28 protein-coding genes are annotated in these 24,969 nt (G+C 36.4%); 14 read left to right on the top strand and 14 right to left on the bottom strand.

The window, feature by feature from the left end:
- Nucleotides 1-113 precede the first annotated feature (113 nt).
- The 11 genes from uppS to lapB all read left to right on the top strand — a co-directional run bounded on the left by uppS (nucleotide 114) and on the right by lapB (nucleotide 11,699).
- Nucleotides 114-839 (top strand): polyprenyl diphosphate synthase, encoded by a 726-nt coding sequence (gene uppS, locus HSM_RS07510; protein ID WP_011609137.1) that lies wholly within the window; start codon nucleotides 114-116, stop codon nucleotides 837-839.
- A 12-nt stretch (nucleotides 840-851) separates the two neighbouring features.
- A complete protein-coding gene (locus tag HSM_RS07505) occupies nucleotides 852-1,715 on the top strand; it encodes a phosphatidate cytidylyltransferase (RefSeq protein ID WP_012340604.1) in 864 nt (287 codons plus the stop codon).
- A gap of 8 nt (nucleotides 1,716-1,723) precedes the next feature.
- Complete coding sequence (gene rseP / locus HSM_RS07500; RefSeq protein ID WP_012340602.1) at nucleotides 1,724-3,055, top strand: sigma E protease regulator RseP; 1,332 nt, start codon at nucleotides 1,724-1,726, stop codon at nucleotides 3,053-3,055.
- Nucleotides 3,056-3,123: 68 nt separating this feature from the next.
- Nucleotides 3,124-5,553 (top strand): outer membrane protein assembly factor BamA, encoded by a 2,430-nt coding sequence (gene bamA, locus HSM_RS07495; protein ID WP_012340601.1) that lies wholly within the window; start codon nucleotides 3,124-3,126, stop codon nucleotides 5,551-5,553.
- A gap of 96 nt (nucleotides 5,554-5,649) precedes the next feature.
- The gene (locus tag HSM_RS07490; RefSeq protein ID WP_012340600.1) at nucleotides 5,650-6,234 is read left to right on the top strand and encodes an OmpH family outer membrane protein; all 585 of its coding nucleotides are present in this window, start codon (nucleotides 5,650-5,652) and stop codon (nucleotides 6,232-6,234) included.
- The gene (gene lpxD / locus HSM_RS07485; protein ID WP_012340599.1) at nucleotides 6,234-7,259 is read left to right on the top strand and encodes a UDP-3-O-(3-hydroxymyristoyl)glucosamine N-acyltransferase; all 1,026 of its coding nucleotides are present in this window, start codon (nucleotides 6,234-6,236) and stop codon (nucleotides 7,257-7,259) included. The genes HSM_RS07490 and lpxD overlap by 1 nt, the downstream gene beginning before the upstream one ends.
- A 52-nt stretch (nucleotides 7,260-7,311) precedes the next feature.
- The gene (gene cmk, locus HSM_RS07480) at nucleotides 7,312-8,025 is read left to right on the top strand and encodes a (d)CMP kinase (RefSeq protein ID WP_012340598.1); all 714 of its coding nucleotides are present in this window, start codon (nucleotides 7,312-7,314) and stop codon (nucleotides 8,023-8,025) included.
- A 72-nt stretch (nucleotides 8,026-8,097) separates the two neighbouring features.
- Nucleotides 8,098-9,741 carry a 30S ribosomal protein S1 gene (gene rpsA / locus HSM_RS07475; protein ID WP_012340597.1) on the top strand — a complete coding sequence of 548 codons (1,644 nt, stop codon included), beginning with the start codon at nucleotides 8,098-8,100 and terminating at the stop codon, nucleotides 9,739-9,741.
- 63 nt (nucleotides 9,742-9,804) lie between these two features.
- Nucleotides 9,805-10,089: an integration host factor subunit beta gene (locus HSM_RS07470; RefSeq protein ID WP_011609129.1), complete on the top strand. Its 285-nt coding sequence runs from the start codon at nucleotides 9,805-9,807 to the stop codon at nucleotides 10,087-10,089.
- Between the two features lie 119 nt (nucleotides 10,090-10,208).
- Nucleotides 10,209-10,493 carry a LapA family protein gene (locus HSM_RS07465; RefSeq protein WP_012340596.1) on the top strand — a complete coding sequence of 95 codons (285 nt, stop codon included), beginning with the start codon at nucleotides 10,209-10,211 and terminating at the stop codon, nucleotides 10,491-10,493.
- Between the two features lie 9 nt (nucleotides 10,494-10,502).
- Nucleotides 10,503-11,699, top strand: coding sequence for a lipopolysaccharide assembly protein LapB (gene lapB / locus HSM_RS07460; protein WP_012340595.1), 1,197 nt, complete (start codon nucleotides 10,503-10,505; stop codon nucleotides 11,697-11,699).
- A 23-nt stretch (nucleotides 11,700-11,722) separates the two neighbouring features.
- Here the strand turns inward: lapB and HSM_RS07455 are convergent, their stop codons facing one another.
- From HSM_RS07455 to HSM_RS07445, 3 genes are all read right to left on the bottom strand, one after another.
- Complete coding sequence (locus tag HSM_RS07455; RefSeq protein ID WP_012340594.1) at nucleotides 11,723-12,229, bottom strand: GNAT family N-acetyltransferase; 507 nt, start codon at nucleotides 12,227-12,229, stop codon at nucleotides 11,723-11,725.
- A complete protein-coding gene (locus tag HSM_RS07450) occupies nucleotides 12,219-12,518 on the bottom strand; it encodes a type II toxin-antitoxin system TacA family antitoxin (protein ID WP_012340592.1) in 300 nt (99 codons plus the stop codon). The genes HSM_RS07455 and HSM_RS07450 overlap by 11 nt, the downstream gene beginning before the upstream one ends.
- 198 nt (nucleotides 12,519-12,716) lie before the next feature.
- Nucleotides 12,717-12,998 (bottom strand): virulence factor, encoded by a 282-nt coding sequence (locus tag HSM_RS07445; protein ID WP_012340591.1) that lies wholly within the window; start codon nucleotides 12,996-12,998, stop codon nucleotides 12,717-12,719.
- Between the two features lie 437 nt (nucleotides 12,999-13,435).
- On the opposite strand from HSM_RS07445, the gene HSM_RS07440 reads away from it, so the two are divergent.
- Nucleotides 13,436-14,578: a porin gene (locus HSM_RS07440; protein WP_012340590.1), complete on the top strand. Its 1,143-nt coding sequence runs from the start codon at nucleotides 13,436-13,438 to the stop codon at nucleotides 14,576-14,578.
- A gap of 84 nt (nucleotides 14,579-14,662) precedes the next feature.
- On the opposite strand, the gene HSM_RS07435 is transcribed toward HSM_RS07440, so the two are convergent.
- From HSM_RS07435 to HSM_RS07405, 8 genes are all read right to left on the bottom strand, one after another.
- Nucleotides 14,663-14,935 (bottom strand): type II toxin-antitoxin system YafQ family toxin, encoded by a 273-nt coding sequence (locus HSM_RS07435; protein WP_012340589.1) that lies wholly within the window; start codon nucleotides 14,933-14,935, stop codon nucleotides 14,663-14,665.
- The gene (locus tag HSM_RS07430) at nucleotides 14,928-15,221 is read right to left on the bottom strand and encodes a type II toxin-antitoxin system RelB/DinJ family antitoxin (protein WP_012340588.1); all 294 of its coding nucleotides are present in this window, start codon (nucleotides 15,219-15,221) and stop codon (nucleotides 14,928-14,930) included. Before HSM_RS07430 ends, HSM_RS07435 begins: the two co-directional genes overlap by 8 nt.
- Nucleotides 15,222-15,507: 286 nt before the next feature.
- Entirely contained in the window at nucleotides 15,508-16,146 is a 639-nt protein-coding gene (locus HSM_RS07425; RefSeq protein ID WP_052292874.1) for a Fic/DOC family protein, read from the bottom strand.
- Nucleotides 16,115-16,306, bottom strand: a complete 192-nt coding sequence (locus HSM_RS07420; RefSeq protein ID WP_041605106.1) for an antitoxin VbhA family protein — start codon at nucleotides 16,304-16,306, stop codon at nucleotides 16,115-16,117. The genes HSM_RS07425 and HSM_RS07420 overlap by 32 nt, the downstream gene beginning before the upstream one ends.
- Before the next feature lie 225 nt (nucleotides 16,307-16,531).
- Nucleotides 16,532-16,675, bottom strand: coding sequence for a hypothetical protein (locus tag HSM_RS10850; protein WP_157857767.1), 144 nt, complete (start codon nucleotides 16,673-16,675; stop codon nucleotides 16,532-16,534).
- A gap of 314 nt (nucleotides 16,676-16,989) precedes the next feature.
- Nucleotides 16,990-17,367: a SufE family protein gene (locus HSM_RS07415; protein WP_012340585.1), complete on the bottom strand. Its 378-nt coding sequence runs from the start codon at nucleotides 17,365-17,367 to the stop codon at nucleotides 16,990-16,992.
- On the bottom strand, nucleotides 17,364-18,563 hold the full coding sequence (locus tag HSM_RS07410) for a cysteine desulfurase (RefSeq protein WP_012340584.1): 1,200 nt from the start codon (nucleotides 18,561-18,563) through the stop codon (nucleotides 17,364-17,366). The genes HSM_RS07415 and HSM_RS07410 overlap by 4 nt, the downstream gene beginning before the upstream one ends.
- Nucleotides 18,553-19,056 carry a thermonuclease family protein gene (locus HSM_RS07405; RefSeq protein WP_012340583.1) on the bottom strand — a complete coding sequence of 168 codons (504 nt, stop codon included), beginning with the start codon at nucleotides 19,054-19,056 and terminating at the stop codon, nucleotides 18,553-18,555. The genes HSM_RS07410 and HSM_RS07405 overlap by 11 nt, the downstream gene beginning before the upstream one ends.
- 161 nt (nucleotides 19,057-19,217) lie before the next feature.
- Between HSM_RS07405 and HSM_RS07400 the strand changes: the two genes are divergently transcribed.
- Entirely contained in the window at nucleotides 19,218-20,570 is a 1,353-nt protein-coding gene (locus HSM_RS07400; protein ID WP_012340581.1) for an anti-phage deoxyguanosine triphosphatase, read from the top strand.
- A gap of 186 nt (nucleotides 20,571-20,756) precedes the next feature.
- Nucleotides 20,757-21,944 carry a Na+/H+ antiporter NhaA gene (gene nhaA / locus HSM_RS07395; RefSeq protein WP_041605296.1) on the top strand — a complete coding sequence of 396 codons (1,188 nt, stop codon included), beginning with the start codon at nucleotides 20,757-20,759 and terminating at the stop codon, nucleotides 21,942-21,944.
- 53 nt (nucleotides 21,945-21,997) lie between these two features.
- Here the strand turns inward: nhaA and yfaE are convergent, their stop codons facing one another.
- From yfaE to HSM_RS07380, 3 genes are all read right to left on the bottom strand, one after another.
- Nucleotides 21,998-22,255, bottom strand: a complete 258-nt coding sequence (gene yfaE / locus HSM_RS07390) for a class I ribonucleotide reductase maintenance protein YfaE (RefSeq protein ID WP_011609116.1) — start codon at nucleotides 22,253-22,255, stop codon at nucleotides 21,998-22,000.
- A gap of 65 nt (nucleotides 22,256-22,320) precedes the next feature.
- Nucleotides 22,321-23,451, bottom strand: a complete 1,131-nt coding sequence (nrdB, locus tag HSM_RS07385) for a class Ia ribonucleoside-diphosphate reductase subunit beta (RefSeq protein WP_011609115.1) — start codon at nucleotides 23,449-23,451, stop codon at nucleotides 22,321-22,323.
- Between the two features lie 137 nt (nucleotides 23,452-23,588).
- Entirely contained in the window at nucleotides 23,589-24,872 is a 1,284-nt protein-coding gene (locus HSM_RS07380; RefSeq protein ID WP_012340579.1) for a citrate synthase, read from the bottom strand.
- Nucleotides 24,873-24,969 lie beyond the last annotated feature (97 nt).

Below are 24,969 nucleotides of genomic sequence, written 5' to 3'. Positions count from 1 at the left end.
TTTACCGATTAAAAGAGGATTTTTTTTCTGTTTATTTGCCTTTTCATAGCAAGCCGTATCAACTTATGGTATAGTCGCAACCGAATTTCACTTCGATAAAAATCGATTAAATAATGACGAAAACAGCATTAAATTTAAACAATATTCCTCAGCATGTTGCGATTATCATGGATGGCAATGGACGCTGGGCGAAACAACAGGGAAAAATGCGTATTTGGGGGCATAAAAATGGGATTAAGGCTGTCCGAGAGTCGGTTTCTTATGCTAGAAAAATCGGAATTAAAGTTTTAACGTTGTATGCCTTTAGCAGTGAAAATTGGAGCCGTCCTGAAAGTGAAGTAAGTGCTTTGATGTCCTTATTTATGCAAACACTGGATATTGAAGTTAAAAAATTACATAAAAATAACATTAAATTACAAATTATTGGTGATGTTTCTCAATTTAATGAGCGTTTGCAAGAAAAAATCAAAAGAGCAGAAAAATTAACGGAAAATAATACCGCACTTACTTTAAATATTGCTGCGAATTATGGTGGTTGTTGGGATATTGTTCAGGCGACGTGTCAATTGGTACAATTGGTAAAAGAAAATAAATTGCATATTGATGAGATTGATGAACAAATTTTTCAACATCATCTAACAACAGGTTCACAACCTCCAGTAGATTTATTAATTAGAACAAGTGGTGAGCAACGAATTAGTAATTTTTTATTATGGCAAATTGCTTATGCGGAACTGTATTTTACCGATACATTGTGGCCTGATTTTAATGAACAGGAATTTAATCAAGCGATATTAGCTTATCAACAACGTGAACGTCGTTTTGGCAGTTCGGAATGATGGAGAAGAGTAGTGCTTAAAGAACGAATATTATCAGCTATCGTATTAATTGCGGTTGTTTTGATTGCGTTATTATGGTTTTCCCCTTTCTATTTTGCTTTATCTCTTGGTGTCGTTGTTGCTTTAGGTATTTGGGAGTGGACACAGTTTGGTGGCGTTAAACAATTTTTTTGGCGTTTAATGATTACTGGGCTGTTTGGGGCTTTTATTTTTTTGTGGATTTTTGGTGAGGCACATTTTTTAACGGTTGGCAGAGTGTTTGAAAACTATGCTGAACCTGTATTATTGATGGCGGTAATTTGGTGGTTCATCGCCTTATTTTTTGTTATTCGTTATCCTGCTTCGGCAAAAATTTGGGCTAAATCCTCTTTCTTACAATTTATTTTTGCTTTCTGCACTTTGATCCCTTTCTTCATCGCTGTATTACGTTTACGTTTGGACAATTACGTTTCTAATCCTTACGATGGTTTAATGCTATTGCTTTATGTATTTATTTTAGTTTGGGCAGCCGATTCAGGTGCATATTTTGCAGGTCGAGCATTGGGTAAACATAAATTAGCACCGAAAGTTTCACCTGGGAAAACGTGGCAGGGGGCATTTGGAGGCTTGATTACTGCTGGTATTTTCGCCGCACTTTTTATTAATCTTGTGCCGGCAGATCTTTTTGTGTTAGAACGTCTGTCTTTTATTTCCTTATCTGTTACTACAGTAGCGATTTCCATAGTGGGAGATTTGACGGAAAGTATGTTCAAACGTGAGTGCGGTATTAAAGACAGCAGTCAACTTATTCCGGGACATGGTGGAATATTGGATCGTATCGACAGTTTAACGGCGGCAGTTCCGTTTTTTGCTTATTTCTATTTTTATTTCTTGTAGAGATTATTATGTCATTTCTTTGGTCTTTAGGTTCTTTTATCATTGTTATCGGTGTATTGGTTTCAGTACATGAATATGGCCATTTTTGGGCAGCACGAAAGTGCGGTATTAAAGTTCATCGTTTTTCTATTGGCTTTGGTAAAGTCTTGTGGTCTAAAGTGGATAAACAAGGCACGGAATTTGCCGTGTCCGCAATCCCTTTAGGCGGATATGTAAAAATGTTGGATGAACGTAATGAACAAGTTCCTGACAACTTAAAATCACAAGCCTTTAACAATAAATCCATTTTGCAACGTGCTTTTGTTATTGCGGCAGGTCCTATAGCAAATTTTCTGTTTGCGATTTTAGCCTATTTGACGGTTTATTCTATCGGTATCCCCAGTATTAAACCTGTTATTGAAAATGTGGTTCCTCAATCTTTGGCAGAGAAGGCAGGGCTTGAACCTTACTCACAAATTATGGCAATTGACGGGACATCGACACCGGATTGGGAAAGTATCAATATGGTTCTTGCTACAAAAATGGGGGAGGAAAGCGTTACGCTAACACTTTTGAAGTCCTCAACAACAAATATCGAGCAAAGAAAAGTATTGGATTTATCTGAATGGAACTTTGATCCTGAAAAAGAAACGGCCTTTGGTGCATTAGGGATTGTTCCGGTAAGAACTAAAATTGAGATGATACTGTCTAAGGTCGTTGAAAATTCTCCAGCACAACGGGCAGGGTTATTAATTGGTGATCAAATCTATTATCAAAATGAACCAATGAAATGGCGTGATTTTATCAGTTTTGTTGATAAAGGGGATAGTTTCAATGTTCAAGTATTACGTCATGGAGAATGGCTGGATAAGGTGATTACACCGCACTTAAATGAAAAAGGGAAATGGTTCGTTGGTGTCGCACCGACTATTTATCCTATAAGTGATGAATATCGCACAGAATTAAAATATGGTTTTTTTGAGGCGTTTATAAAAGGTATTGAGAAAACTTATCAATTGAGCAAATTAACTATTCAAATTATCGGTAAGCTGTTTACAGGAGAGTTTTCAGCTAAAAATTTAAGTGGTCCGATTTCCATTGCTAAAGGTGCTGGGGCATCTTCGGAAATAGGTTTTGTGTACTATCTCAGCTTTATGGCGTTGATTAGTGTGAATTTAGGTATTATGAACTTATTCCCATTGCCGGTATTGGATGGCGGGCATTTACTTTTTTTAGCCATAGAAGCACTCAAAGGTAAGCCCTTATCTGAGCAAATGCAAAATATTGCGTATAAAATTGGTACGGGATTATTATTGATATTAACAATATTTGTATTGTTTAATGATTTTTTACGTTTATAATCGTCAGGATTTTGTTTAATCGATAAACAGACTCTTAGATATTTCTTTATTAGAGGATAGAACTAACAATGAAAAAACTGTTAATTGCAAGCCTATTATTTGGCTCGACTGGTCTGGTTGCCGCACCGTTTGTCGTGCAAGATATTCGTATAAACGGTATTCAAGCAGGTAAGGAAAGTGCGGTGTTATCCGGATTGCCGGTTCGAATTGGACAAAAAGCAACGGAGAGTGATATTTCAAATGTCGTAAGACTATTATTTTTGCGTGGCTATGATAATGTGCAAGCTGTTCGTGAAGGAAATACCTTAGTCATTTCTGTAGTACCACGCTTAGTGATTGCGGAAGTGAAAGTGGAGGGAAATGAATCTATTCCTAGTGAAGCAATACGAGAAAACTTGAAAGCGAACGGATTTGCTAGCGGTGATATTTTAAATCGGGAAAAATTGGAAGCGTTTCGTGGAAGTTTAGTTGATCATTATCAGTCTGTCGGTCGTTATAATACGACTGTAGAGGCAATTGTTAATCCATTATCAAATGATCGGGCAGAAGTAAAACTTAAAATAAAAGAAAGTGATGTGGCAAAACTGAAAGAAGTGCGTTTTGAGGGCAATGAAGCATTTAGCAGTAGCCAATTACAAGAGCGGATGGAATTACAGCCGGATGCTTGGTGGAAGTTGTTTGGGAATAAATTTGATACCAATCAATTTAACCAAGATTTGGATCTTATTCGTGATTTTTATTTAGAACATGGTTATGCAAAATTTCAAATCGTTGGTACTGATGTTCAGCTAAATGACGAAAAAACTGAGGTTAGAGTTAGAATTCAAGTTAACGAAGGTGATAAGTATTCTGTAAATAGTGTCCGAATCGTTGGTGATGTAGGCGGTATGTCAGAAGAGTTAGCACCGTTACTTAAAAACATTTATGTCGGAGAAACTTTCCGTCGTAGTGAAGTTAGCAGTGTTGAACAATTGATAAAAGCAAAATTAAGCGAGCAAGGCTATGCAACGGCAAAAGTAGATGTTAGTTCAGTCTTTAATGAAGAGAACAAAACGATTGATTTAACGTTTGTTGTTGATGCGGGACATCGTTATTCTGTTCGTCAAATCCGCTTTGAGGGGAATACGATTACTGCCGATAGCACATTACGTCAAGAAATGCGTCAACAAGAGGGTGCTTGGTTATCATCTCAATTAGTTGAGTTAGGGAAAATTCGTCTAGAGCGTACCGGATTTTTTGAGTCAGTGGAAACGGAAACTCAAACCAATCAACAAATTAACGACCAAGTTGATGTCATTTATCGAGTCAAAGAACGCAATACAGGGAGTTTGAACTTCGGTATTGGTTATGGTACTGAAAGTGGTATAAGTTATCAGGCAAGTATTAAACAGGATAATTTCTTGGGCATGGGTTCCTCGATTAGTTTAGCCGGTTCACGCAACAATTATGGCACAAGTCTTAATTTAGGTTATAACGAACCGTACTTTACTAAAGATGGTGTAAGTTTAGGTGGAAACGCATTTTTTGAAAAACACGATAACTCAAAAAGTGATACTGCAGCCGCCTATGGACGTACAACTTACGGTCTAAGTGGAAATTTAAGTTTTCCGGTCAATGAAAATAACTCCTATTATTTAAGTTTAGGGCATATTTATAGCCAATTAAAAAATGTGACGAAAGAATATAATCGTGATTTATATCGCAAATCAATGGGGTATCCTGATTCTAATAGATGGAATTTTAAATCGCATGACTTTGAATTTTCATTCGGCTGGAACTATAACAGCTTAAACCGTGGCTATTTGCCTACCTCCGGAGTAAGAGCAAATGTTGGCGGTAAAGTGACAATCCCAGGTTCAGATAACAGATACTATAAAGTGAGTGCTGAAGTGCAGGGTTTTTATCCATTGGATCGTGATCATTATTGGGTACTGACAGGTAGATTGTCAGGATCATATGCAAACGGTTTTGGCGGTAAACGTTTACCGTTTTATCAAACTTACTCTGCTGGAGGCATAGGAACTGTACGTGGTTTTGAATATGGAGCAATAGGACCAAAAGCGATTTATCAGGGGAATAGAAATTGTAGTGCAATGCAAAACAGTGCGGCTGGAGGTATGCAAAGTACAAGCCAAAACCAATATACATGCCATAGCAAAGATATTGTTGGCGGAAATGCCATGACATTGGCAAGTATTGAACTTATTGTTCCGACGCCGTTTGTAGCGGAGAAAAACCAACGCTCAGTGAGAACCTCTATCTTTGCCGATGCCGGTTCTGTATGGAATACTAAATGGAAATCAGATGGTAAACCATTTGCTAGAGATAAAAATATACCTGACTACGGGAACCCAGCTCGTATAAGAGCTTCAGCAGGGATTGCGTTCCAATGGTATTCTCCGATTGGACCTTTAGTATTCTCTTATGCTAAACCACTGAAAAAATATCAAGGTGACCAAATTGAACAATTCCAATTTAGTATTGGTGGTTCTTTTTAGGGAACTTTCGGCTATAATTAATAGTCTGATATGAAACCCGTATAATTAAATTGTACGGAACTCAATTAAAATTAATTTATTAAGGATATTCAAACAATGAAAAATGCAGTAAAACTGACCGCTCTTTCTATCGCATTAGGCTCATCAATTGCAATGGCAAGTGATAATATCGCTGTTGTTAATACAGAGTACTTGTTTTTAAATCACCCTGCTCGCTTGCTTGAGTTTCAAAAATTAAATGAGGAATTTAAAGCACCTGCAGAAAAACTGGAAGCAGCAGATAAAGCATTAGTTGAAAAACGTGCCAATTTTGAAAAAGAAATTGAAACAAAAAGTAAAGCATTGGAAAAAGATGCACCGAAACTACGTCAAGCTGATATCAAAAAACGTCAAGATGAAATTGCTAAATTGGTAACAAAACGTAATGACGAGTTTAACAAGCTGGTAGCGGAACACCAAAAAAATGTTGCAGCGTTTCAAGCTGAAGCACAAAAACGTGATGCCGAAATTACTCAACGTTTATTAAAAGAGGTTCAAACAGCTACAACGAATGTAGCTAAAGCCAAAAACTTTACAATTGTATTGGATGAAAAAACGGCAATTTATGTTGCTGACGGTAAAAATATTACCGAGGAAGTTCTAAAAGCTATTCCGGCTCCAGCTCCTGCAAAGGCTAAGTAATGCAAGGATATTCTTTACTGGAATTGGCTCAACAAATCGGCGCTACCATTCGTGGTAACGCCGATGTTATTGTAACGGACATAGCACCTTTAGATAAAGCGGATAACAACCAACTGACCTTTATTTCCAATCCTAAATTTCGAGAACATTTGCTTCAATCACAAGCCGGTGCATTAATTGTAACCGAAAGTGATATCGAATTCTGTTCTGCACAAAGTAATTTGCTCGTAGTAAAAGATCCTTATGTTGCATACGCTATTTTGGCACAATACATGGACAGCACACCCAAAGCCGCTCAAGGTATTCACCAAAGTGCGGTCATTTCCGATACGGCAAAGTTAGGTCAACATGTTTCCATTGGGGCTAATGCGGTGATTGAAGACGGAGTTATACTTGGTGACAATGTGGTGATTGGTGCAGGTTGCTTTATCGGTAAACATGTGCAGATTGGTGAAAATACCCAGCTTTGGGCAAATGTTAATATTTATCATGACGTTAAAATCGGCTCAGATTGTCTCATTCAATCAGGTGCGGTAATTGGTAGTGATGGATTTGGTTATGCAAATGATCGTGGTCGCTGGATTAAAATTCCACAAACGGGAACTGTCATTATAGGCAATCATGTTGAAATCGGTGCCTGCACTTGTATTGATCGAGGTGCACTTGATGCGACTGTGATTGAGGATAATGTAATCATAGATAATCTTTGCCAAATTGCACATAATGTTCATATTGGAACAGGTACTGCTGTTGCCGGCGGTGTTATTATGGCGGGTAGTTTGAAAGTTGGTCGCTATTGCTTAATTGGCGGAGCAAGTGTTATTAATGGGCATATGGAAATTTGTGATAAAGTAACAATTACTGGAATGGGTATGGTGATGCGACCAATCACAGAACCGGGAATATATTCTTCCGGAATTCCGTTACAGCCAAATAAGGTATGGCGTAAAACTGCCGCATTAACTTTAGATATTGATAAAATAAACAAGCGATTGAAGGCTGTTGAGAAGAAATTAGCCGAATAAAAAATAAAGTGCGTCATGATATATGACGCATTTTTGTATCAAGGTTCAATTTATGAATAAAAATCTGATTATTACTGTTGACGGACCAAGTGGAGCGGGCAAAGGTACGCTATGTTATGCCTTAGCCGAGAAACTTGGATTTCGATTATTAGATAGCGGAGCAATTTATCGTGTGACAGCATTGGCAGCGTTAAAAAAAGGTGTGGCACTTGATGATGAAACGGCACTGACTGAATTAGCCCGTAGTCTCGACATTCAATTTATTCCACAACATGGCGAAGTGAATATCATTTTGCAAAATGAGAATGTCAGTACAAAAATTCGTACACAAGAAGTGGCTGAAGCTGCGTCTCAAATTGCGGTGTTTCCACAAGTTAGAACAGCGTTATTGCAATTACAACGAGATTTTGCAAACGGGGAAGGGCTTATTGCAGATGGGCGTGATATGGGGACAGTGGTATTTCCGCATGCTCAAGTAAAAATTTTTTTAGATGCTAGTGCGGAAGAAAGAGCAAAAAGACGTCATAAACAGTTGCAAAATAAAGGAATTAATGGTAACTTTGCACAGATTTTGACCGAGATAAAAGAGCGTGATTTTCGTGATAGAAATCGTCCAGTCGCTCCCTTGAAGCCCGCAGAAGATGCTTTATTACTTGATAGCACGGAATTAACAATTGATGATGTGATCAAACAAGCATTAGAGCATATCAGTCGTGTGATGAACTCTCCGTTGGAATCTGAACTCGTTTGTTCAAGGATTGAATAAACATTTATTATCAGCCCCACTTTTTATGGAAATTAAAGTGGTCGTTATTAACTTAAATTTAGAAGATTAATTATGTCAGAATCTTTTGCTCAACTATTTGAAGAATCATTAAAAGACCTTGAAACTCGTGTAGGTTCAATCGTTAACGCTACTGTTGTTGCTATCGAAAAAGGCTTCGTGTACGTAGATGCAGGTTTGAAATCAGAAGCTCGTATTCCGGCGGAAGAATTCCAAAATGCTCAAGGTGAATTGGACGTTAAAGTGGGTGACGTTGTAAACGTTGCTTTGGACGCTGTTGAAGACGGTTTCGGTGAAACTAAACTTTCACGTGAAAAAGCGGTACGTCAAGAATCTTGGATTGATTTAGAAAAAGCATACGAAGAACAAGCAACTGTTATCGGTTTAATCAACGGTAAAGTGAAAGGCGGTTTCACAGTTGAGTTAAACGGTGTTCGTGCGTTCTTACCGGGTTCATTGGTAGATACTCGCCCAACTCGTGAAGCGGATCACCTATTAGGTAAAGAACAAGAATTTAAAGTCATTAAATTAGATCAAAAACGCAACAATGTTGTGGTATCTCGTCGTGCAGTCATCGAATCGGAAAATAGTCAAGAACGTGAAGAAATTTTAGCTAACTTAGCTGAAGGTTCAGAAGTTAAAGGTACTGTTAAAAACTTAACCGATTACGGTGCATTTGTTGATTTAGGTGGTGTTGACGGTTTATTGCATATCACCGATATGGCGTGGAAACGTGTTAAACATCCGGGTGAGATTGTGAGTGTCGGCGATGAAATTACAGTTAAAGTCCTCAAATTTGACAAAGATAAAACACGTGTATCTTTAGGCTTAAAACAATTGGGTCAAGATCCTTGGGTAGCCATCGCAGAAAATCATCCGGTGAACAGCAAATTAACAGGTAAAGTAACTAACTTAACTGACTATGGTTGCTTTGTTGAAATTTTAGAAGGTGTTGAAGGTTTGGTTCATGTGTCAGAAATGGATTGGACAAATAAAAATATTCACCCATCTAAAGTTGTTCATTTAGGTGATGTTGTTGAAGTAATGGTATTGGAAATCGATGAAGAACGTCGTCGTATTTCTTTAGGTTTAAAACAATGCAAACCTAACCCATGGTTACAGTTTGCTGAAACTCACAACAAAGGTGATAAAGTTTCCGGTAAGATTAAGTCTATTACAGATTTCGGTATTTTCATCGGTCTTGAAGGCGGAATTGATGGTTTAGTACATTTATCTGATATTTCTTGGAATATTCCGGGTGAAGAAGCTGTTCGTAACTATAAAAAAGGTGACGAAGTAGAAGCAGTTGTATTACAAGTTGATTCTGCAAAAGAGCGTATTTCTTTAGGTATCAAACAGCTGGAAGAAGATCCGTTTAATAATTTCATTGCGGTAAACAAAAAAGGTGCTGTGGTCAGTGCTAAAGTGGTTGAAGTTGACGCAAAAGGTGCTAAAGTTGAATTAGTAAGCGGCGTTGAAGGTTATATTCGTACAGCTGATTTGAGCAATGAAGTTGTTGTTGGTGATGTTGTTGAAGCGAAATATACCGGTGTTGACCGTAAATCTCGTATCGTTCATCTATCTGTTAAAGCAAAAGACCAAGCAGAAGAAGCGGCGGCAGTTGCAAATGTGAATAAAGAAGAAATTGTTATTCCAAATGCAATGGCTGAAGCATTTAAAGCGGCAAAAGGTGAATAATTCATTCACTTTTTGGTTGGCATGAATTATAGGATTTATGCCAACCGGCACTAGGAGTATATTATGACAAAGTCAGAACTTATCGAAAATTTAGCATCAACCAATCCTAACGTTCCTTTGAAAGATATAGAAAATGCAGTAAAAGACATTCTAGAACAATTATCACAAGCATTAGAAAACGGTGAAAGAATTGAAATTCGAGGATTTGGTAGTTTTTCATTGCATTTTCGTCAATCTAGAATAGGACGTAATCCAAAAACCGGAGAAAAGGTAGATTTAAGTGCTAAATATGTACCTCATTTTAAAGCCGGTAAAGAACTGAAAGAGCGTGTTAATATTTACTCGTAATATAAAATATAAAAAAACGACGCGTAAAGTGTCGTTTTTTTTATTTTTTTGGCATAATGACCGAGCTTTTAGTGATGCTAATTGATTTAACCATAAATAGAAAGTTATAGGAGATACAGATGATCAAATATATTATAGGTTTTGTTTTATTGATTACGGTTGTTTTAGTTGCTGTAACTATTGGTGCTAACAATGACCAAATTATTACCTTTAATTATGTAGTTGCACAAAATGAAATACGTTTATCAACTTTAGTGGCTATCTTGTTTGGGCTAGGTCTGCTTTTAGGTTGGTTAATTACCGCTTTCTTCTATATCAAATTAAAATTTAGAAATCTTTTTTTATCTCGCCAAGTAAAGCATCAATTAGCGTTAATTGATGAATTAAACAAAAATCGAGAGTAAGGTTGTATAATGCTCGAATTACTTTTCCTGCTTTTACCGATTGCAGCAGCTTACGGCTGGTATATGGGGCATCGTAGTGCAAGAAAAGATCAAGATACGATTAGCAATAAATTTTCTCGTGATTATGTAACAGGTATTAATTTATTATTATCTAATCAACACGAAAAAGCGGCTGATCTCTTCCTTGATATTCTACAAAAGCAGGAACAAGAAAATAACATTGAAACAGGTTCACAATTTGAGGCTGAATTAACCTTAGGAAATTTATATCGTTCTCGAGGTGAAGTTGATAGAGCTTTGCGTATTCATCAAGCATTGGATAGCAGTCCAAATTATACCTTCGAACAAAAACTTCTTGCTAAACAACAATTAGCAAAAGATTTTTTGACGATAGGCTTTTATGATCGAGCTGAAAATCTTTATATTTTATTGATTGACGAACCGAACTACGCTGAAAATGCTTTACAACAACTAGCCGTCATTTATCAAAAAACAAAAGAATGGAAAAAAGCGATCAATGTTGCTGAGAAACTTGCCAAAATTTCGCCTACGGAAGATAACATTGCATTAGCACATTACTACTGCGAATATTCCCTGACTTTAGGAAGTGATGAGCAACAACAAGCTCAAGCAATCCATATTTTGAAACAAGCATTGAATGTTTCAAAAACGAGTGTTAGAGCCTCTATCCTCATCGCTGAACGTTATATTGTGAATTTAGAATATCAACGTGCGGTGCAACATTTAGAAAATGTGCTAATACAAAATGCGGATTACATGAGCGAAATTTTACCGGCATTAAAATATTGCTACCAAGAATTAAATCGGTTAGACAACTTTGAACTTTTTCTTATTCGGGCAAGCCAAACCGGCAATAATAGTGCGGTTGATTTAGCTTTATCGGATCTTATCGCAGAAAAAGACGGCATTGTTGCGGCACAAACTAAATTACACCAACAACTGGAACAAAACCCAAGTACATTTATTTTACATCGTTTTATTCAATACCAAATTGATGCTGCTGAAAACGGCAAAGCAAAAGAAAGTTTGATTTTATTGCACAAAATCGTGGGAGATAGAATTGCACGAGGCTTTGATTATCGTTGCAGTCATTGCGGTTACCAAACACACAAACTATCATGGAATTGCCCATCTTGTCGGAAATGGGAAAAAATCAAACCGATTGTCGGAACTGAACACCACTAAAAAAGCAACTGTTCAAGAAAATTTCAAGTTAGCGGATAAAATAATTTTCTGTGTGTTTTTTTCAAATTTTTAAACTCAATAAACCCAAGTCGCTTATAAAATGAGACAGCATGATCATTTTTTGCCTCAACGACTAAAATTGCAGCCCCTACCGTAGCATTTTTTATCTTATAAATAGCGTCTGCAATAAGAAATTTGCCATACCCCTGATTTTGGAAATTCGTATCAATAGCCAATCGTCCCACTAAAACCGCAGGAATGTTAGGATATGGAATACCTTTACTTATTCGTTCTTGAGGTATATCGGTAATAGGGATTGATAGTGCCGATAAAGTGTAATAGCCGATAATTCCGAATTGTTGTTTATTTATAAGCACGAAACACTTTGTAATTCCTTTTTTTACATCTTGAGAAGCATACTTATAAAAATAGGTTTCTAAAGGCTCAACCGAGCAGGAAAATGAATTCCTATCAATTGTCAAATCTTCTAAAGGTAATACGCTTAAATAAGGTAAATTTTCATTTATCATTATTTTTCCCCGCAACGGAAAGATATTCTTCATACACATCAAGTGCATTTTTCATTGACTGAGTAGGCTCAAACGGTTTACTGAGATTGTCAATGAGTAAAGCCTGATCGCTTAATGTCAAACGTAAAATTTGATGTTCTGAAATAGTTTTTTTGGCTTCTTCATAAGCTACACTTACCACAAAGTCGGTTAAGGTTCGCCCTGTAATTGCGGCGGCTTGTTTTAATAATTCGTATATATCAAGGTTTACTTTAGCTTCCAATCTTGCTTTTGTTACTTGTGTTCTCATTTCTATACGCCCTCTTTAATTGTTAAAATAGTCCTAAATTATACGGTTAACAGCCGTATAGTTCAAGAAAAAGAATAAAGCAAAGGCATGGTATTTGCTCGAAAAAAGTGAATATTTAAGCGATGAGAGAGGTAAATTTCACAAGCTACAAAAAAACCTCTAACAAGTATTAGAGGTTATAAAGTAAAAGAATAATGCTTATAACGCAGGGGATAAATCATTAAGCTCTTCAATTCTAAGCATTCTAATATCTGAAACTGATGGCTTAAACCAAGAGTAAGTCTTAGATAGTGTTTGTGTAGCTAAAACACATTTAACCGCAGTCATATCCTCGTTACCAAAATATACGCTACCTTGTTGATGATCAAAACCTAAAGATTCAAGCGTCTTTTTAATATCACCATAGGCATTTTGCCAACTCTCGGTGGAGTATAGCTCTTTTAACATAGAAGTATCGAGATCAAAAGCAATGGCGTACATATTTCCCCCTTTAATTAAACGTTGAGTTCCGATTATACAAAATAGAAAAATGAAAAACAATCAAGCGTATTCAAAAGTATTGAGATGATTAACGCCAGAATGAAATTTTTACCCTTTAGTGGTCAAGATAACCCCTGATCATACGGTTGATAGCTGTATAGAGAAAAAAGAACGCAAAAGTAGCGTATTTGCTGGAAAATAAACGATATTAAGCGAATCATTAAAATAAATAAAAGTACCGCAAAAAAGTTCAAAAATTATTCAAAAAGTGTGATTTAGATCACTAAATTTAGCATTTTTTTATTAAATTTAGTTGACTGTAAACGGTTTCTTTGCCAATATAGGCTCGCTTTTTTTTAAAAGTTGGCTTGGACTTTTCATATATGGAAAGGTTCAATTCAGTAGTAAAATAATTTAAATTTGAAAGGAATTTTATTATGAAAAAGACATTAGTAGCATTAGCGGTAGCGGCAGTTGCGGCATCAGCAAACGCAACAACTGTTTATAATCAAAACGGTACCAAAGTAGATGTTGGCGGTCGTATTGATGTAATGTTAGGTAAATTCGGTGATGCTCAACGTACCGATTTACGTAATAACAGCTCTCGTGTGGAGTTTAAAGCGGAGCATGAAGTACAAAACGGCTTAAAAGCAATCGGTGCGGTTCGTTTCGGGTTAGGTGATGCTGAAAAAGAAGATACATCTTTTAACGACATCAAACTTTCTAAATTATGGTTAGGCTTAAAACATAACGATATCGGTAAAGTAACTTTCGGTAAACAAAATACCACTGCGGATGATGTGCAATTAAATGATCATACCTATATCTTTGGCGGTAACAACAACTTGGTTACTTCCGGTGATAAAGTGGTGTCTTTCCGTACAGCAGATATCCAATTAGCGGAAGGGCAAACTTTAGGTTTTGGTGCTGATTATGGCTTCGGTGAAGCACATAAAAAAGATATTCAAGGAAAGGATTCAGACAAAAAACATGTTAAATTAAAAAATACTTACGGATTGTCTGCGTTCTATACAGGTAATTTTGGTGATGTTAAGGTAAATGCCAATGCGGGTTATACAGTTCGTAACGAAAATACCAAAGTTGGTGTTATTGCTTCTAAAACTGATAATCAACAACAAGCTTGGCGTTTAGCAACGCAAGTAGAATTCGGACCGGCATCTTTCGGTATTGAATACGGTCAAACAGTGTATCAATCTAAAGTTCAACACGAATTTCAAGGTTCTGCTCGCTTTGTTGAAGTCGGTGCAAAATATGCAGTATTACCGGATGTCTTAAATGTCTATACACAATGGCAACGTAATAGTTTAAGAAGTGCTAGTGATACTAGTGCTAAAAAATTTGAACAGCCTTTTGCACTTTCTTATGTAAAATTAGCTGACTTAGAGTTAGAAGAACATCAAAAAGCAGTACAAAACGTATTTATCGTCGGTGCTGACTATGCCTTTAACAAAAATTTATTAGCCTATGCAGAATTTGCTAATAGCCGTGTTAAAGCACCTACAAAAGATAAAAACGTGAGAGAAAGTTTCTACGCAGCAGGTTTACGTGTTTACTTCTAATATATAATATATAATAAAACCTCAAAAATTTAACCGCTCTTCGGAGCGGTTTTTTTTGACATTTTTGTAACAAAGAGCGGTAGGCTAGCCAAAAATTTCGCTATGGCTATCAAGGTAATGTAACTCCACAACATCATCAACGATTTTGTATATCAACACTAAATCCGGTTTGACATGGCAGTCTCGAAAGCCTGATTTATCGCCTTTAAGCGGGTGATCTTGATACTTTTCAGGAATTGGCAAGTCATTCAAAAGACAGTTTGAAATCTCTGCCCATGCTTCGCCGACTAAAGCCAAGTAATGTTTTCTCAAATCACGTTTAAAAGATTTTGCCATATCAAATTTGCGTTTAGCCATGCGAGATCTCCTTTATCGCTTGATTGAGTTCATCTAGGCTATAAAAGCGTTCAAATTCGCCATTGGCGAATTCCTGCTCAGTTTGGCGTAACCGTGCGGCTGCTTTTGGGGTTAAAGTTTGATTTTCCGCCCAATCAAACGACAAGGGTATTTTACCGGTTTGTGCAATCTGATTAAAAAACATTCTTACCGCTTGACTTGGCGTCAATCCATACTGCTCCAAAATAGGATAAGCCCGTCCACGCAAGTCGTTATCAAGTCGCATATTAAAATTTGTATAATCCATAATAAACCTCCAAAGTAAATGACATTTAAACGCTATTTAAAGTAGGTTCTAATTATATTTAAATTATAATGAAATGTAAATGTAATGTAATTTGCTTTTTATCTACAATGTGAGCTTAAATTATGACAACTTCAAACTTAAATATCCGCATTGATGACAATTTAAAGAAACAAGGGGAGGGGCAGATTACATCCGCCTTTTAATGTATTTTATTCTCCGTTCGGGTTGATGTCATGGGGCGAATGTGATTCGCCCCTACTGTAGCAAAGGTGATGAGAATGCCGCATTAAGCCTGATTTACTGTTGGTTTATGAGTAGCAAGCCCATCAAGAACTTTTGAAAAAAGAGGTTTCAACCCTCTTTTAATAATAGATTCTAAGGCTGTATAATCACATCTATGAGCCTGAATAGAAGCCTTTATCATTTCACCTTGACTAACTTTATTAAAGTTTAATTCAAAACCTGCTTCTTTTGCTAATTGAGAAATAAATATCCTTTGAGTTCTCCCATTGCCCTCCCTAAAAGGGTGTATAGCGTTTATTTCGCCCATATAATAAGCTAAGCGTCCAGCCATCTTATCGGGTTCAGTATTTTTTAGGAAATTCTCACTTTTTAGCTCACTAAACAATTTTTCAGCTTGTGGAACAATTCTATATCCCATAGTGAAATCTTGCTCCCCTTTTTGCAAATAGCCGTCTCTAATTTTTCCTGCAAAAGGATAAATATCGCTAAATAAATGTTTGTGAATATCTTGTAAATGCTTAAGGTCAAATTTTCCTTTTATTGGATTATCGTTAAGAATAGATTCTTTGTAAGAGGTAATATCTCTTTCTATTTGATCTAGCTTATTTTGATCTTTAATCCCAAAATGATTTTTTAAGACTTTATTTTCATCAATGTGGGAATCGAAGCCCGTGTATTTCATAAACTTTTCTTCCAAATTCATCATTAGTCAAATTTCCATTGACCCAATTTTGAGCAATATCAATAAAAACTTTACTAGGCTCTAACCCCTCTAAACGATTATTATCAATCGCAGATTGAACAGCTTTTTTTCTACTTAATTTCTCTTCTTCAGTAATCATAAATTTTCTCCTCATAATTTCATCTTTGCTAAAAGATAAAAAGTAATATAAAAGTAAAATAAAAGTATTTTGCAAGCAATTTAAAGCTATAAAATACTATCAACATCAAATTTAGTATTATGCTTGGCATAATGAATCAGCACAAGCAGCAATATATTTTTCATTTTTAGTTTCAAGTGTTCAGAGTATAGCTCAATCCATTCTTTAAGAAATGGGCTAATATCTTCACCGTCGAACGTAATCTTTTACAAATTGATTTTGTTTCTCGGAGAGAAGAATAGAGGAAACTTTAGATTTAGGCTTTAAATCGCCATTATTCGTTTCTTTAACAAACTTAGTTGCTTCTTTAGATTGCATTGGTAATTTCATTATTCACTCCCTAAAATTTCATCAATAACTGCTTTAATTTCATCTCTTGACTTGTTTGCTTTTTCATCAAAACAAGTCGCACCTCATTAAGTATATTTTGAGTAATTAAAATAAATTTAGCAAGTTTATTGAGAGTATTTACAAAGCAAAAAACAAGTAAAAAAGTAATTTAAAAGCCTTTTGCCTTGTAAATCTTACCTAACGTCTATTTTTTCTCTTCTTCAAGGAGATGAGTTGCATAAGCATAGATTTTCATCAACAAATTTGTATTTTTCGATGTGAATGTTAACGTTTGAGTAGTATTGTATACCGTCTTAAGGCATTAACTTTATCTTTTGCTCAATTTGTTTTAAGCCGTTAAGTCTTGTATCGGTTAAACGTTGGGCAATGCCGAGTTCATCGAAATATTGGATTAAATCAAATTCTGCCAATTGAGTCGCCTGTTTGCCGTTCATTTCTTGCAATAACATCCATAATAAGCCATTCATAATTCTTGCTTCGCTATAAGCGTGGCATTCAAAAGTGCGGTCTGTTTTAAGTAAGCATTTAAACCATACTTTGACTTCGCAACCTTGAATGATTTCCATTTCAGCCAATTGCTGTTCTGTCGGTTGGCGGAGATTTTTTCCTGCCAAAATGATTAAGCGATAACGTTCTTCCCAATTTTTCGCTTGTTTGATTTGTTCAATCATGCCAATAACTCCAAACTTTTATCCAATGCACTAAAAAACAGTTCAATATCTTCTTGGTTATTGTAAGGGGCGAAAGAGAGGCGTAAGGTGCTTTTTTGTCCTAGACGCTGTAAATAGGGAGTTGCACAATGTTCGCCACTACGCAAGGCAATATGTTGTTCTGCAAGTAGGGTCGCAATATCCGATGTGGCGATTGTGGTGAATGTAAAGCAAACAAATGTGCTTGGGTGTGGCGAATTAAATAGGCGACAATGAGGATAATTTTTTAACCGCTCTTTTGTTTTTTCCGCCAGTTGCACGGCAAATTGTTCCCCTTGTATGATATCCCATTGTTCCAGCCAATTTAATACCGCACCGAAACCGATTACGCCAGCAATATTAGGCGTGCCGCTTTCGAGGCGATAAGGTAAAGAGGCAAAAACAGTTTCTTGTTTTGAAACCTGTTCAACCATTTTTCCGCCGAAAAAACTGGGTTGTAATCGTTCTAAAGCAGAACGTTTTCCACTTAATACACCTAGCCCTGTTGGTCCGTAAATTTTATGTGCGGAAAAAACGATAAAATCTGCATCAAGCCTTTGAAGATCAATGGTTTGATGGTTAATGGCTTGTGCACAATCTAATAAAATCAAGGCACTGCTTTTTTCTCGTATGATGGGGATAAGCTGTGTCAGCGGTTGTTGTGTTCCTGTTACATTGGAGATCACATTTAAGGCGACTAATTTCGTTTTTTTGTTTAAGGATTTTTGTAGAATTTGTTGATCAATGAGTAAATTATCTTGCAACGGTAAAATAATTAATGTTGCACCGCACTTTTTAGCAATTTGTTGCCAAGTAACAAAATTTGCATGATGTTCCGCTTCGCTAATGATAATTTCATCGTTTGGGGAAAGTTGTGCCATTAAGCCGTAGGCGACAATGTTGATGCTTTGTGTGGTGCCGGATGTCCAAATAACGGTTTCTTCACTTTCAGCGTTGATCAGTTTTTGCACCTGCTTTCTCGCTTGTTCAAAAAGTGCGGTCTGTTTTGCATCATATTGGCTTCGATGTACGGAGCCGGCAGAAGCATAAAAATGCTGCGTTGCGTCAAGGAGAACTTGCGGTTTTAAGGTGGTCGCCGCACTGTCTAGATAAGTGATACCATTTTTTTGGTGAAAAAAAGGGAATTGCCGGCGAAATAATGTTGGATCAAAAATCATATTTTTTTATCTTTTGCTTTTTTTGTTTACGCCATTGATGTGGATATACAGGATGAGGATCTTGCCATAAGCCAAGACGTTTACGTTGTGCGTATTTTTGTGCTTGTAGATACTGCGGATCTTTTAAATATTGTTGATATGCCCAAGCAAAACCTGCATTTACCATCGCTAAATTGATATTTTTTCCTTGTGAGGTATAAACCGTTGCGAGCATGCGTTGATAACGGTCATAGCTTGACACATGCAATTTTACGTTTTTTTTATAAATTAACTTTGTAAGATAGTGTTGGGCTTTTTTACCAAACGGCTGTCCTTTTTCCGGTGCGTCAATTTCTTGTAAACGCACTTTTACTTTTTTGTTATTGCGAAGTGAGCAGGTAAATGTATCGCCATCACTAATTTTCACTACATAACAAGGAAGAATGCGGGGATTTTTGGCTGAAACACTAGAAATGGCACAAAAAAATAAAATAAAAAAGATTTTTTTCCACATATTGATGATGTTGTTCAAGATAATTTCGTCTATTTTACCGAAAAAACGTAACAAAACGAATAAAAGAAGTAAATCAAGCTATAAATTTTATTATTTTTGTTGACGTTGAGTTGTATAATGAGATGAATTACGTGGATTTTGCTTGTTTTTGAGGAATAACTATGAAATTGCAAATTAATTCATCTTGGCAAGAACGCTTTCTTGCCGATCCGCCGAGAGAGAAAGATCATCGTCCGCCTTTTCGTCGTGATCGTGGGAGAATATTGCATAGTGCGGCTTTCCGTTGTTTACAAGCAAAAACACAAATTCACGCTATAGGCGAAAATGATTTTTACCGCACTCGTTTAACCCATTCGCTTGAGGTCGCTCAAATTGGTAGCAGTATCGTTGCACAAATGAAACTTATTGATAGTTTTATTTCTTTAGCTCAACAGCTCAAGGAAGATCGAGCAGAGTTGCAAAAACAACTTAAATTAATACTGCCGTCTAATGACCTCATTGAAAGCCTTTGTTTTGCTCATGATATCGGTCATCCGCCCTTTGGACATGGCGGAGAAGTCGCCTTGAATTATATGATGCGTCATCATGGGGGATTTGAGGGAAATGCACAAACGTTTCGTTTATTAACTAAGCTTGAGCCTTATACGCCTAATGCAGGAATGAATTTAACTCGTCGAACGTTATTGGGCGTTGTTAAATATCCTACGATTTTAGATCGTTCTTCCCCACAATATCATCAAGGGGTAATTGTCGATAATGTTGATTCTAAATATGTGAAGATTTCAGCGTGGAAACCGGGAAAAGGGATTTTTCGTGATGATTTGAAAATGTTTGAATGGTTACTTGAACCCTTATCGGAAAATGACCGCACTTTATTCGGGCAATATAAAAAAGAGCGTACTCGTCCTGATGAGGTTTTGAAAACCCGTTATAAATCTTTGGATTGCAGTATTATGGAACTTGCAGATGATATTGCTTATGCGGTACATGATTTAGAAGATGCGATTGTTGTTGGCGTGGTAACGTTTCAGCAGTGGCAAAGTGCGGTGGAAAAATTAACAGAATGTCGATCAGAATGGATTGTTGAGAATGTACAATCACTTAGCCAAAAACTTTTTTCGGAATTACACTATGAGCGTAAAAATGCCATCGGTGCATTGGTGAATTATTTTATTACCCATGTACGTTGGAAAATAAATAATGGTTTTTCCGAGCCTTTATTACGTTATAACGCCGAATTACCTGATGAAGTTATTGAAGTTTTAACTATTTTTAAACACTTCGTATGGGAGTATGTGATTAAACATGTTGATACACAACGTGTCGAATATAAAGGGCAAAGAATGCTTACTGAAATGTTTCAAATTTTTGACAGTGATCCGTTGCGTTTACTGCCTCGTAATACAGCAATGCGTTGGCAAAAAGCAACAGAAACAGATCGTAAGCGAATTATTTGCGATTATATTGCGGGAATGTCCGATGCGTATGCGTTGAGAGTGTATCAACAGCTTTAAATGTGTTGAGTAAATTTGTTTTTGTATAAAGTTTTGTTAAATTTGTTGAATATTATTGTGAACTTTGTTGTGTTTTTTTTATCAATAGAAAAAATTGTTTGATTTGCCTTGACCCTAAATAAAAGTTCGTGATAAAAACTTGTTATATGCGTTTTTAGTTATGCAAAGGAAGTAATAATGAAAATAATGACTGAAAAAATTCGGGAATGTATTCGTCAATTTTTACAAATGGAGGCCGCCGGAGGAATCCTGTTATTGGTTTTTTCTGTAGGGGCGGTGATATTTGCCAATTCTCCGTTAAGAGATCATTACTTTAGTTTTCTGAATGCTCCGGTGATTATTCAATTCGGATCTATCGTTGAGCTTAATAAACCGTTATTAATGTGGGTAAATGACGGATTTATGGCGATTTTCTTTGTTCTTGTCGGCTTGGAAGTGAAACGTGAGATGTTGATTGGTGCGATTTCCAGCTATCAGAAGGCTATTTTTCCGGCAATTGCGGCTTGTGGCGGAATGATTGTACCAGCTTTAGTGTATTGGCTCGTAAATCAAGGTGTTCCCGATTATCACGGCGGTTGGGCCATTCCAATGGCGACCGATATTGCTTTTGCTATTGGTGTATTAGTGTTGCTAGGTACTCGAGTACCTCTTGCTTTAAAAGTATTTTTATTAGCATTGGCTATTATTGATGATTTAGGTGCAATTATTGTGATTGCTTTATTTTTCTCACATGATTTAAGTACAAAAGCGTTGATTTTAGCAAGTATTGCTATTGTTGGCTTAATTTTGTTAAATCGTTTCAAAGTATCAAATTTAATCGCTTATGTTGTCGTTGGGATTATCCTTTGGGTATCTGTATTGAAATCAGGTGTGCATGCGACATTAGCTGGTGTCATTATAGGTTTTTGTGTACCGCTGAAAGGTAAAAATAACAGCGAACCTTTGGTTGAAATGGAACATGCTATTGCACCTTGGAGCTCATTTTTAATTTTACCGCTCTTTGCTTTTTGTAATGCCGGTATTTCTTTGTCCGGTTTGGGTATGGAAGCATTAACTTCACCATTAACACTGGGTGTTACGTTGGGGTTATTGTTAGGTAAGCCGATTGGGGTGTTTTTATTTAGCTACTTATCAGTGAAACTGCATATAGCAAAACTACCTGAAGGTATTAATTTTAAACAGATATTTGCAGTTTCGGTACTTTGTGGTATAGGGTTTACCATGTCGATGTTTTTAGCCAGTCTTGCTTTTGGTGGGGGAGATGGACACTTAACCGCTTATGCACGATTAGGTATCTTGTTTGGTTCTAGTGTATCGGCTGTAGTAGGATATTGGCTATTATTTGTAACAACGAAGGAAAATGCTAACCAGTAAATATTTTTTAAGAGATAAGTGAATTGGAAGTCGCATTTTTGCATGTGTATAGATTAGAGTTCGATTTCTATATCATCTTCCAATTGGCAACAACAAAGTAATATTTCATTTGGATTAAGAAAGGCAAGGGGCTGTTCTTTATAAGACACTTTGCCTTTTTGTAGTTTTACCCGACATGAACCACAATAACCTGAGCGACATTGATATTCATGTATAATGCCGTTTTTTTCTAATTTTTCCAATAAAGGCATTTCGTTGGCATGGGTAAGCGTTTGCCGGTAATTGCTGATATAAACTTGATAAATCTTCATTATTTTTAGTAAAAATCAACCGCACTTTTAACCTAGGTCAAAGTGCGGTTGATTTTATAGGTGTTTTATAGATCGAAATCGCCGAAGTCATTTGTATCTACTTTGGCATCAATTTGTCCGACAAGATAAGAACTGACTTCAACTTCTTGTGGAGCAACTTGAACATTATCCGATACTAACCAAGCGTTTATCCAAGGAATTGGGTTTGAACGTGCTTGGAAGGGCAATGGCAAGCCCACAGCTTGCATACGAATGTTTGTGATATATTCCACATATTGCACAAGAATATCTTTATTTAATCCGATCATTGAGCCATCTTTAAAGAGATAATCAGCCCATTCCTTTTCTTGTTCCGCCGCTGCAACGAATAACTCATAAGCCTCTTGTTTACATTCTTCAGCGATTTCAGCCATTTCAGGATCATCTTGTCCCGCCGCCATGATGTTGAGGATATGCTGAGTGCCTGTCAAATGCAGTGCTTCATCACGGGCAATAAATTTAATAATTTTTGCATTACCTTCCATTAATTTGCGTTCAGCAAAAGCGAAAGAGCAAGCAAAGGAAACATAAAAGCGGATTGCTTCTAACGCATTTACACTCATTAAACAGAGATAAAGTTGGCGTTTTAAGTTGCGTAAAGTGACTTTACAGGCTTTACCATCCACTGTATAAGTACCCTCGCCATATAATCCGTAAAGTTGACTGTCACGGATTAGATCATCATAGTAAGAAGAAATATCTCTTGCACGTTTGATAATTTCTTCGTTTGTGACAATATCGTCAAAAACGATTGACGGATCATTTACGATATTACGAATAATATGTGTATAAGAACGGGAATGAATCGTTTCTGAGAATGTCCAAGTTTCGATCCATGTTTCCAATTCCGGAATGGAAACTAATGGCAGTAAGGCAACATTGGGGCTACGACCTTGGATAGAATCTAATAATGTCTGATATTTTAGATTACTAATAAAGATGTGTTTCTCATGTTCAGGTAGTGCTTGATAATCAATGCGGTCTTGTGATACATCGACTTCTTCCGGTCGCCAGAAGAAAGAGAGTTGCTTTTCAATTAATTTCTCAAAGGTTTCATATTTTTGTTGGTCATAACGGGCAACATTGACGTTTTGACCAAAAAACATGGGTTCTAATAATTGATTATTTTTAGTTTGTGAAAAGGTAGTGTATGCCATAGAAAAATTCCCGATTATGATTAATTAGTCTAATTTTACCATGATTTATTGTAAATTTTGATAAAAATAGAATAAGGTACAAAAAATCAAGCTCGCCATTCAAAAAGAGACGAGCTTCACTTTAACTCTGACAGAAATTATTTTTCAATGGCATCAAATTTACGTTCTGTATGTCCTTTGTATAATTGACGAGGGCGTACAATCTTCATATTGCCAGGTTTAAACATTTCTTTCCAATGAGCAATCCAACCTACTGTTCTAGCTAAAGCGAAAATAACAGTAAACATTGATGTCGGAATACCTATTGCTTTCAAGATAATTCCTGAATAAAAATCGACATTTGGATACAGTTTATGATCGATAAAGTAAGGATCATTTAACGCAATACGTTCTAATTCCATAGCAACGTCAAAGAGCGGTGTCTGAATGTTTAATTCTTTTAATACTTCATGGCAAGTTTGACGCATCACTTTAGCTCGAGGATCGTAATTTTTATAAACTCGATGTCCGAATCCCATTAATCTGAAAGGATCGTTTTTATCTTTTGCTCGTGCAATGTATTCAGGAATACGATCAACAGAACCGATTTCTTCTAGCATATTGATGCAGGCTTCATTTGCTCCCCCATGAGCCGGTCCCCAAAGAGAGGCAATTCCTGCAGCGATACAAGCAAAAGGGTTTGCTCCGGACGAAGCAGCGGTACGCACTGTAGATGTTGAGGCATTTTGTTCATGATCTGCATGCAAAATGAAAATTCTATCCATCGCTTTTTCTAATACAGGGTTAACTTCATAAGGTTCACAAGGCGTTGCGAACATCATATATAAAAAATTTCCTGCATAAGAAAGTTTGTTTAATGGGAACATAAAAGGTTGTCCAATAGAATATTTATAACACATCGCCGCAAGCGTTGGCATTTTCGCTAATAAACGAATTGCTGTTAATTCTCGGTGTTCAATATCATTAATATCCAAGGAATCATGATAGAAAGCTGCTAAGGCACCGCTTACCCCGCACATAATCGCCATAGGGTGAGAGTCTCTACGGAATCCATGGAAGAAGCGAGAAATTTGCTCATGTACTAAAGTATGATTTTTGACCAACTTTATAAAGTTGGCATATTCTTCTTTATTCGGGCGTTCTCCAAATAACAGTAGATGAGCAACTTCTAAATAATCCGCATTTTTAGCAAGATCCGCAATAGGATAACCACGATGTAACAGTATGCCGTTATCACCATCTATATAGGTGATTTCGGAAACGCAAGATGCAGTTGACATAAATCCGGGGTCAAAAGTAAATAATTTATTTTTAACTAACGGTTGAACGTCAACAGCATCGTATCCAAGCGTTCCTTGTTGAACATTTAAATCAAATTCACGTCCGTCACTAAGTGTAAGTTTTGCTGTTAATTTAGACATAAGACATTCCCCCTTGAGAGTTTAAAAGTTTATAAAGAAAGTAAGATGTTGAATATTTGTGTATGTTTTCAATATAACGTTTAATTTTGTTACTGTC

The organism is Histophilus somni 2336 (assembly GCF_000019405.1).
GTDB lineage: Bacteria > Pseudomonadota > Gammaproteobacteria > Enterobacterales > Pasteurellaceae > Histophilus > Histophilus somni.
The sequence above is the reverse complement of the archived record's forward strand: the minus strand, read 5'-3'. Positions and strand labels throughout refer to the sequence as shown.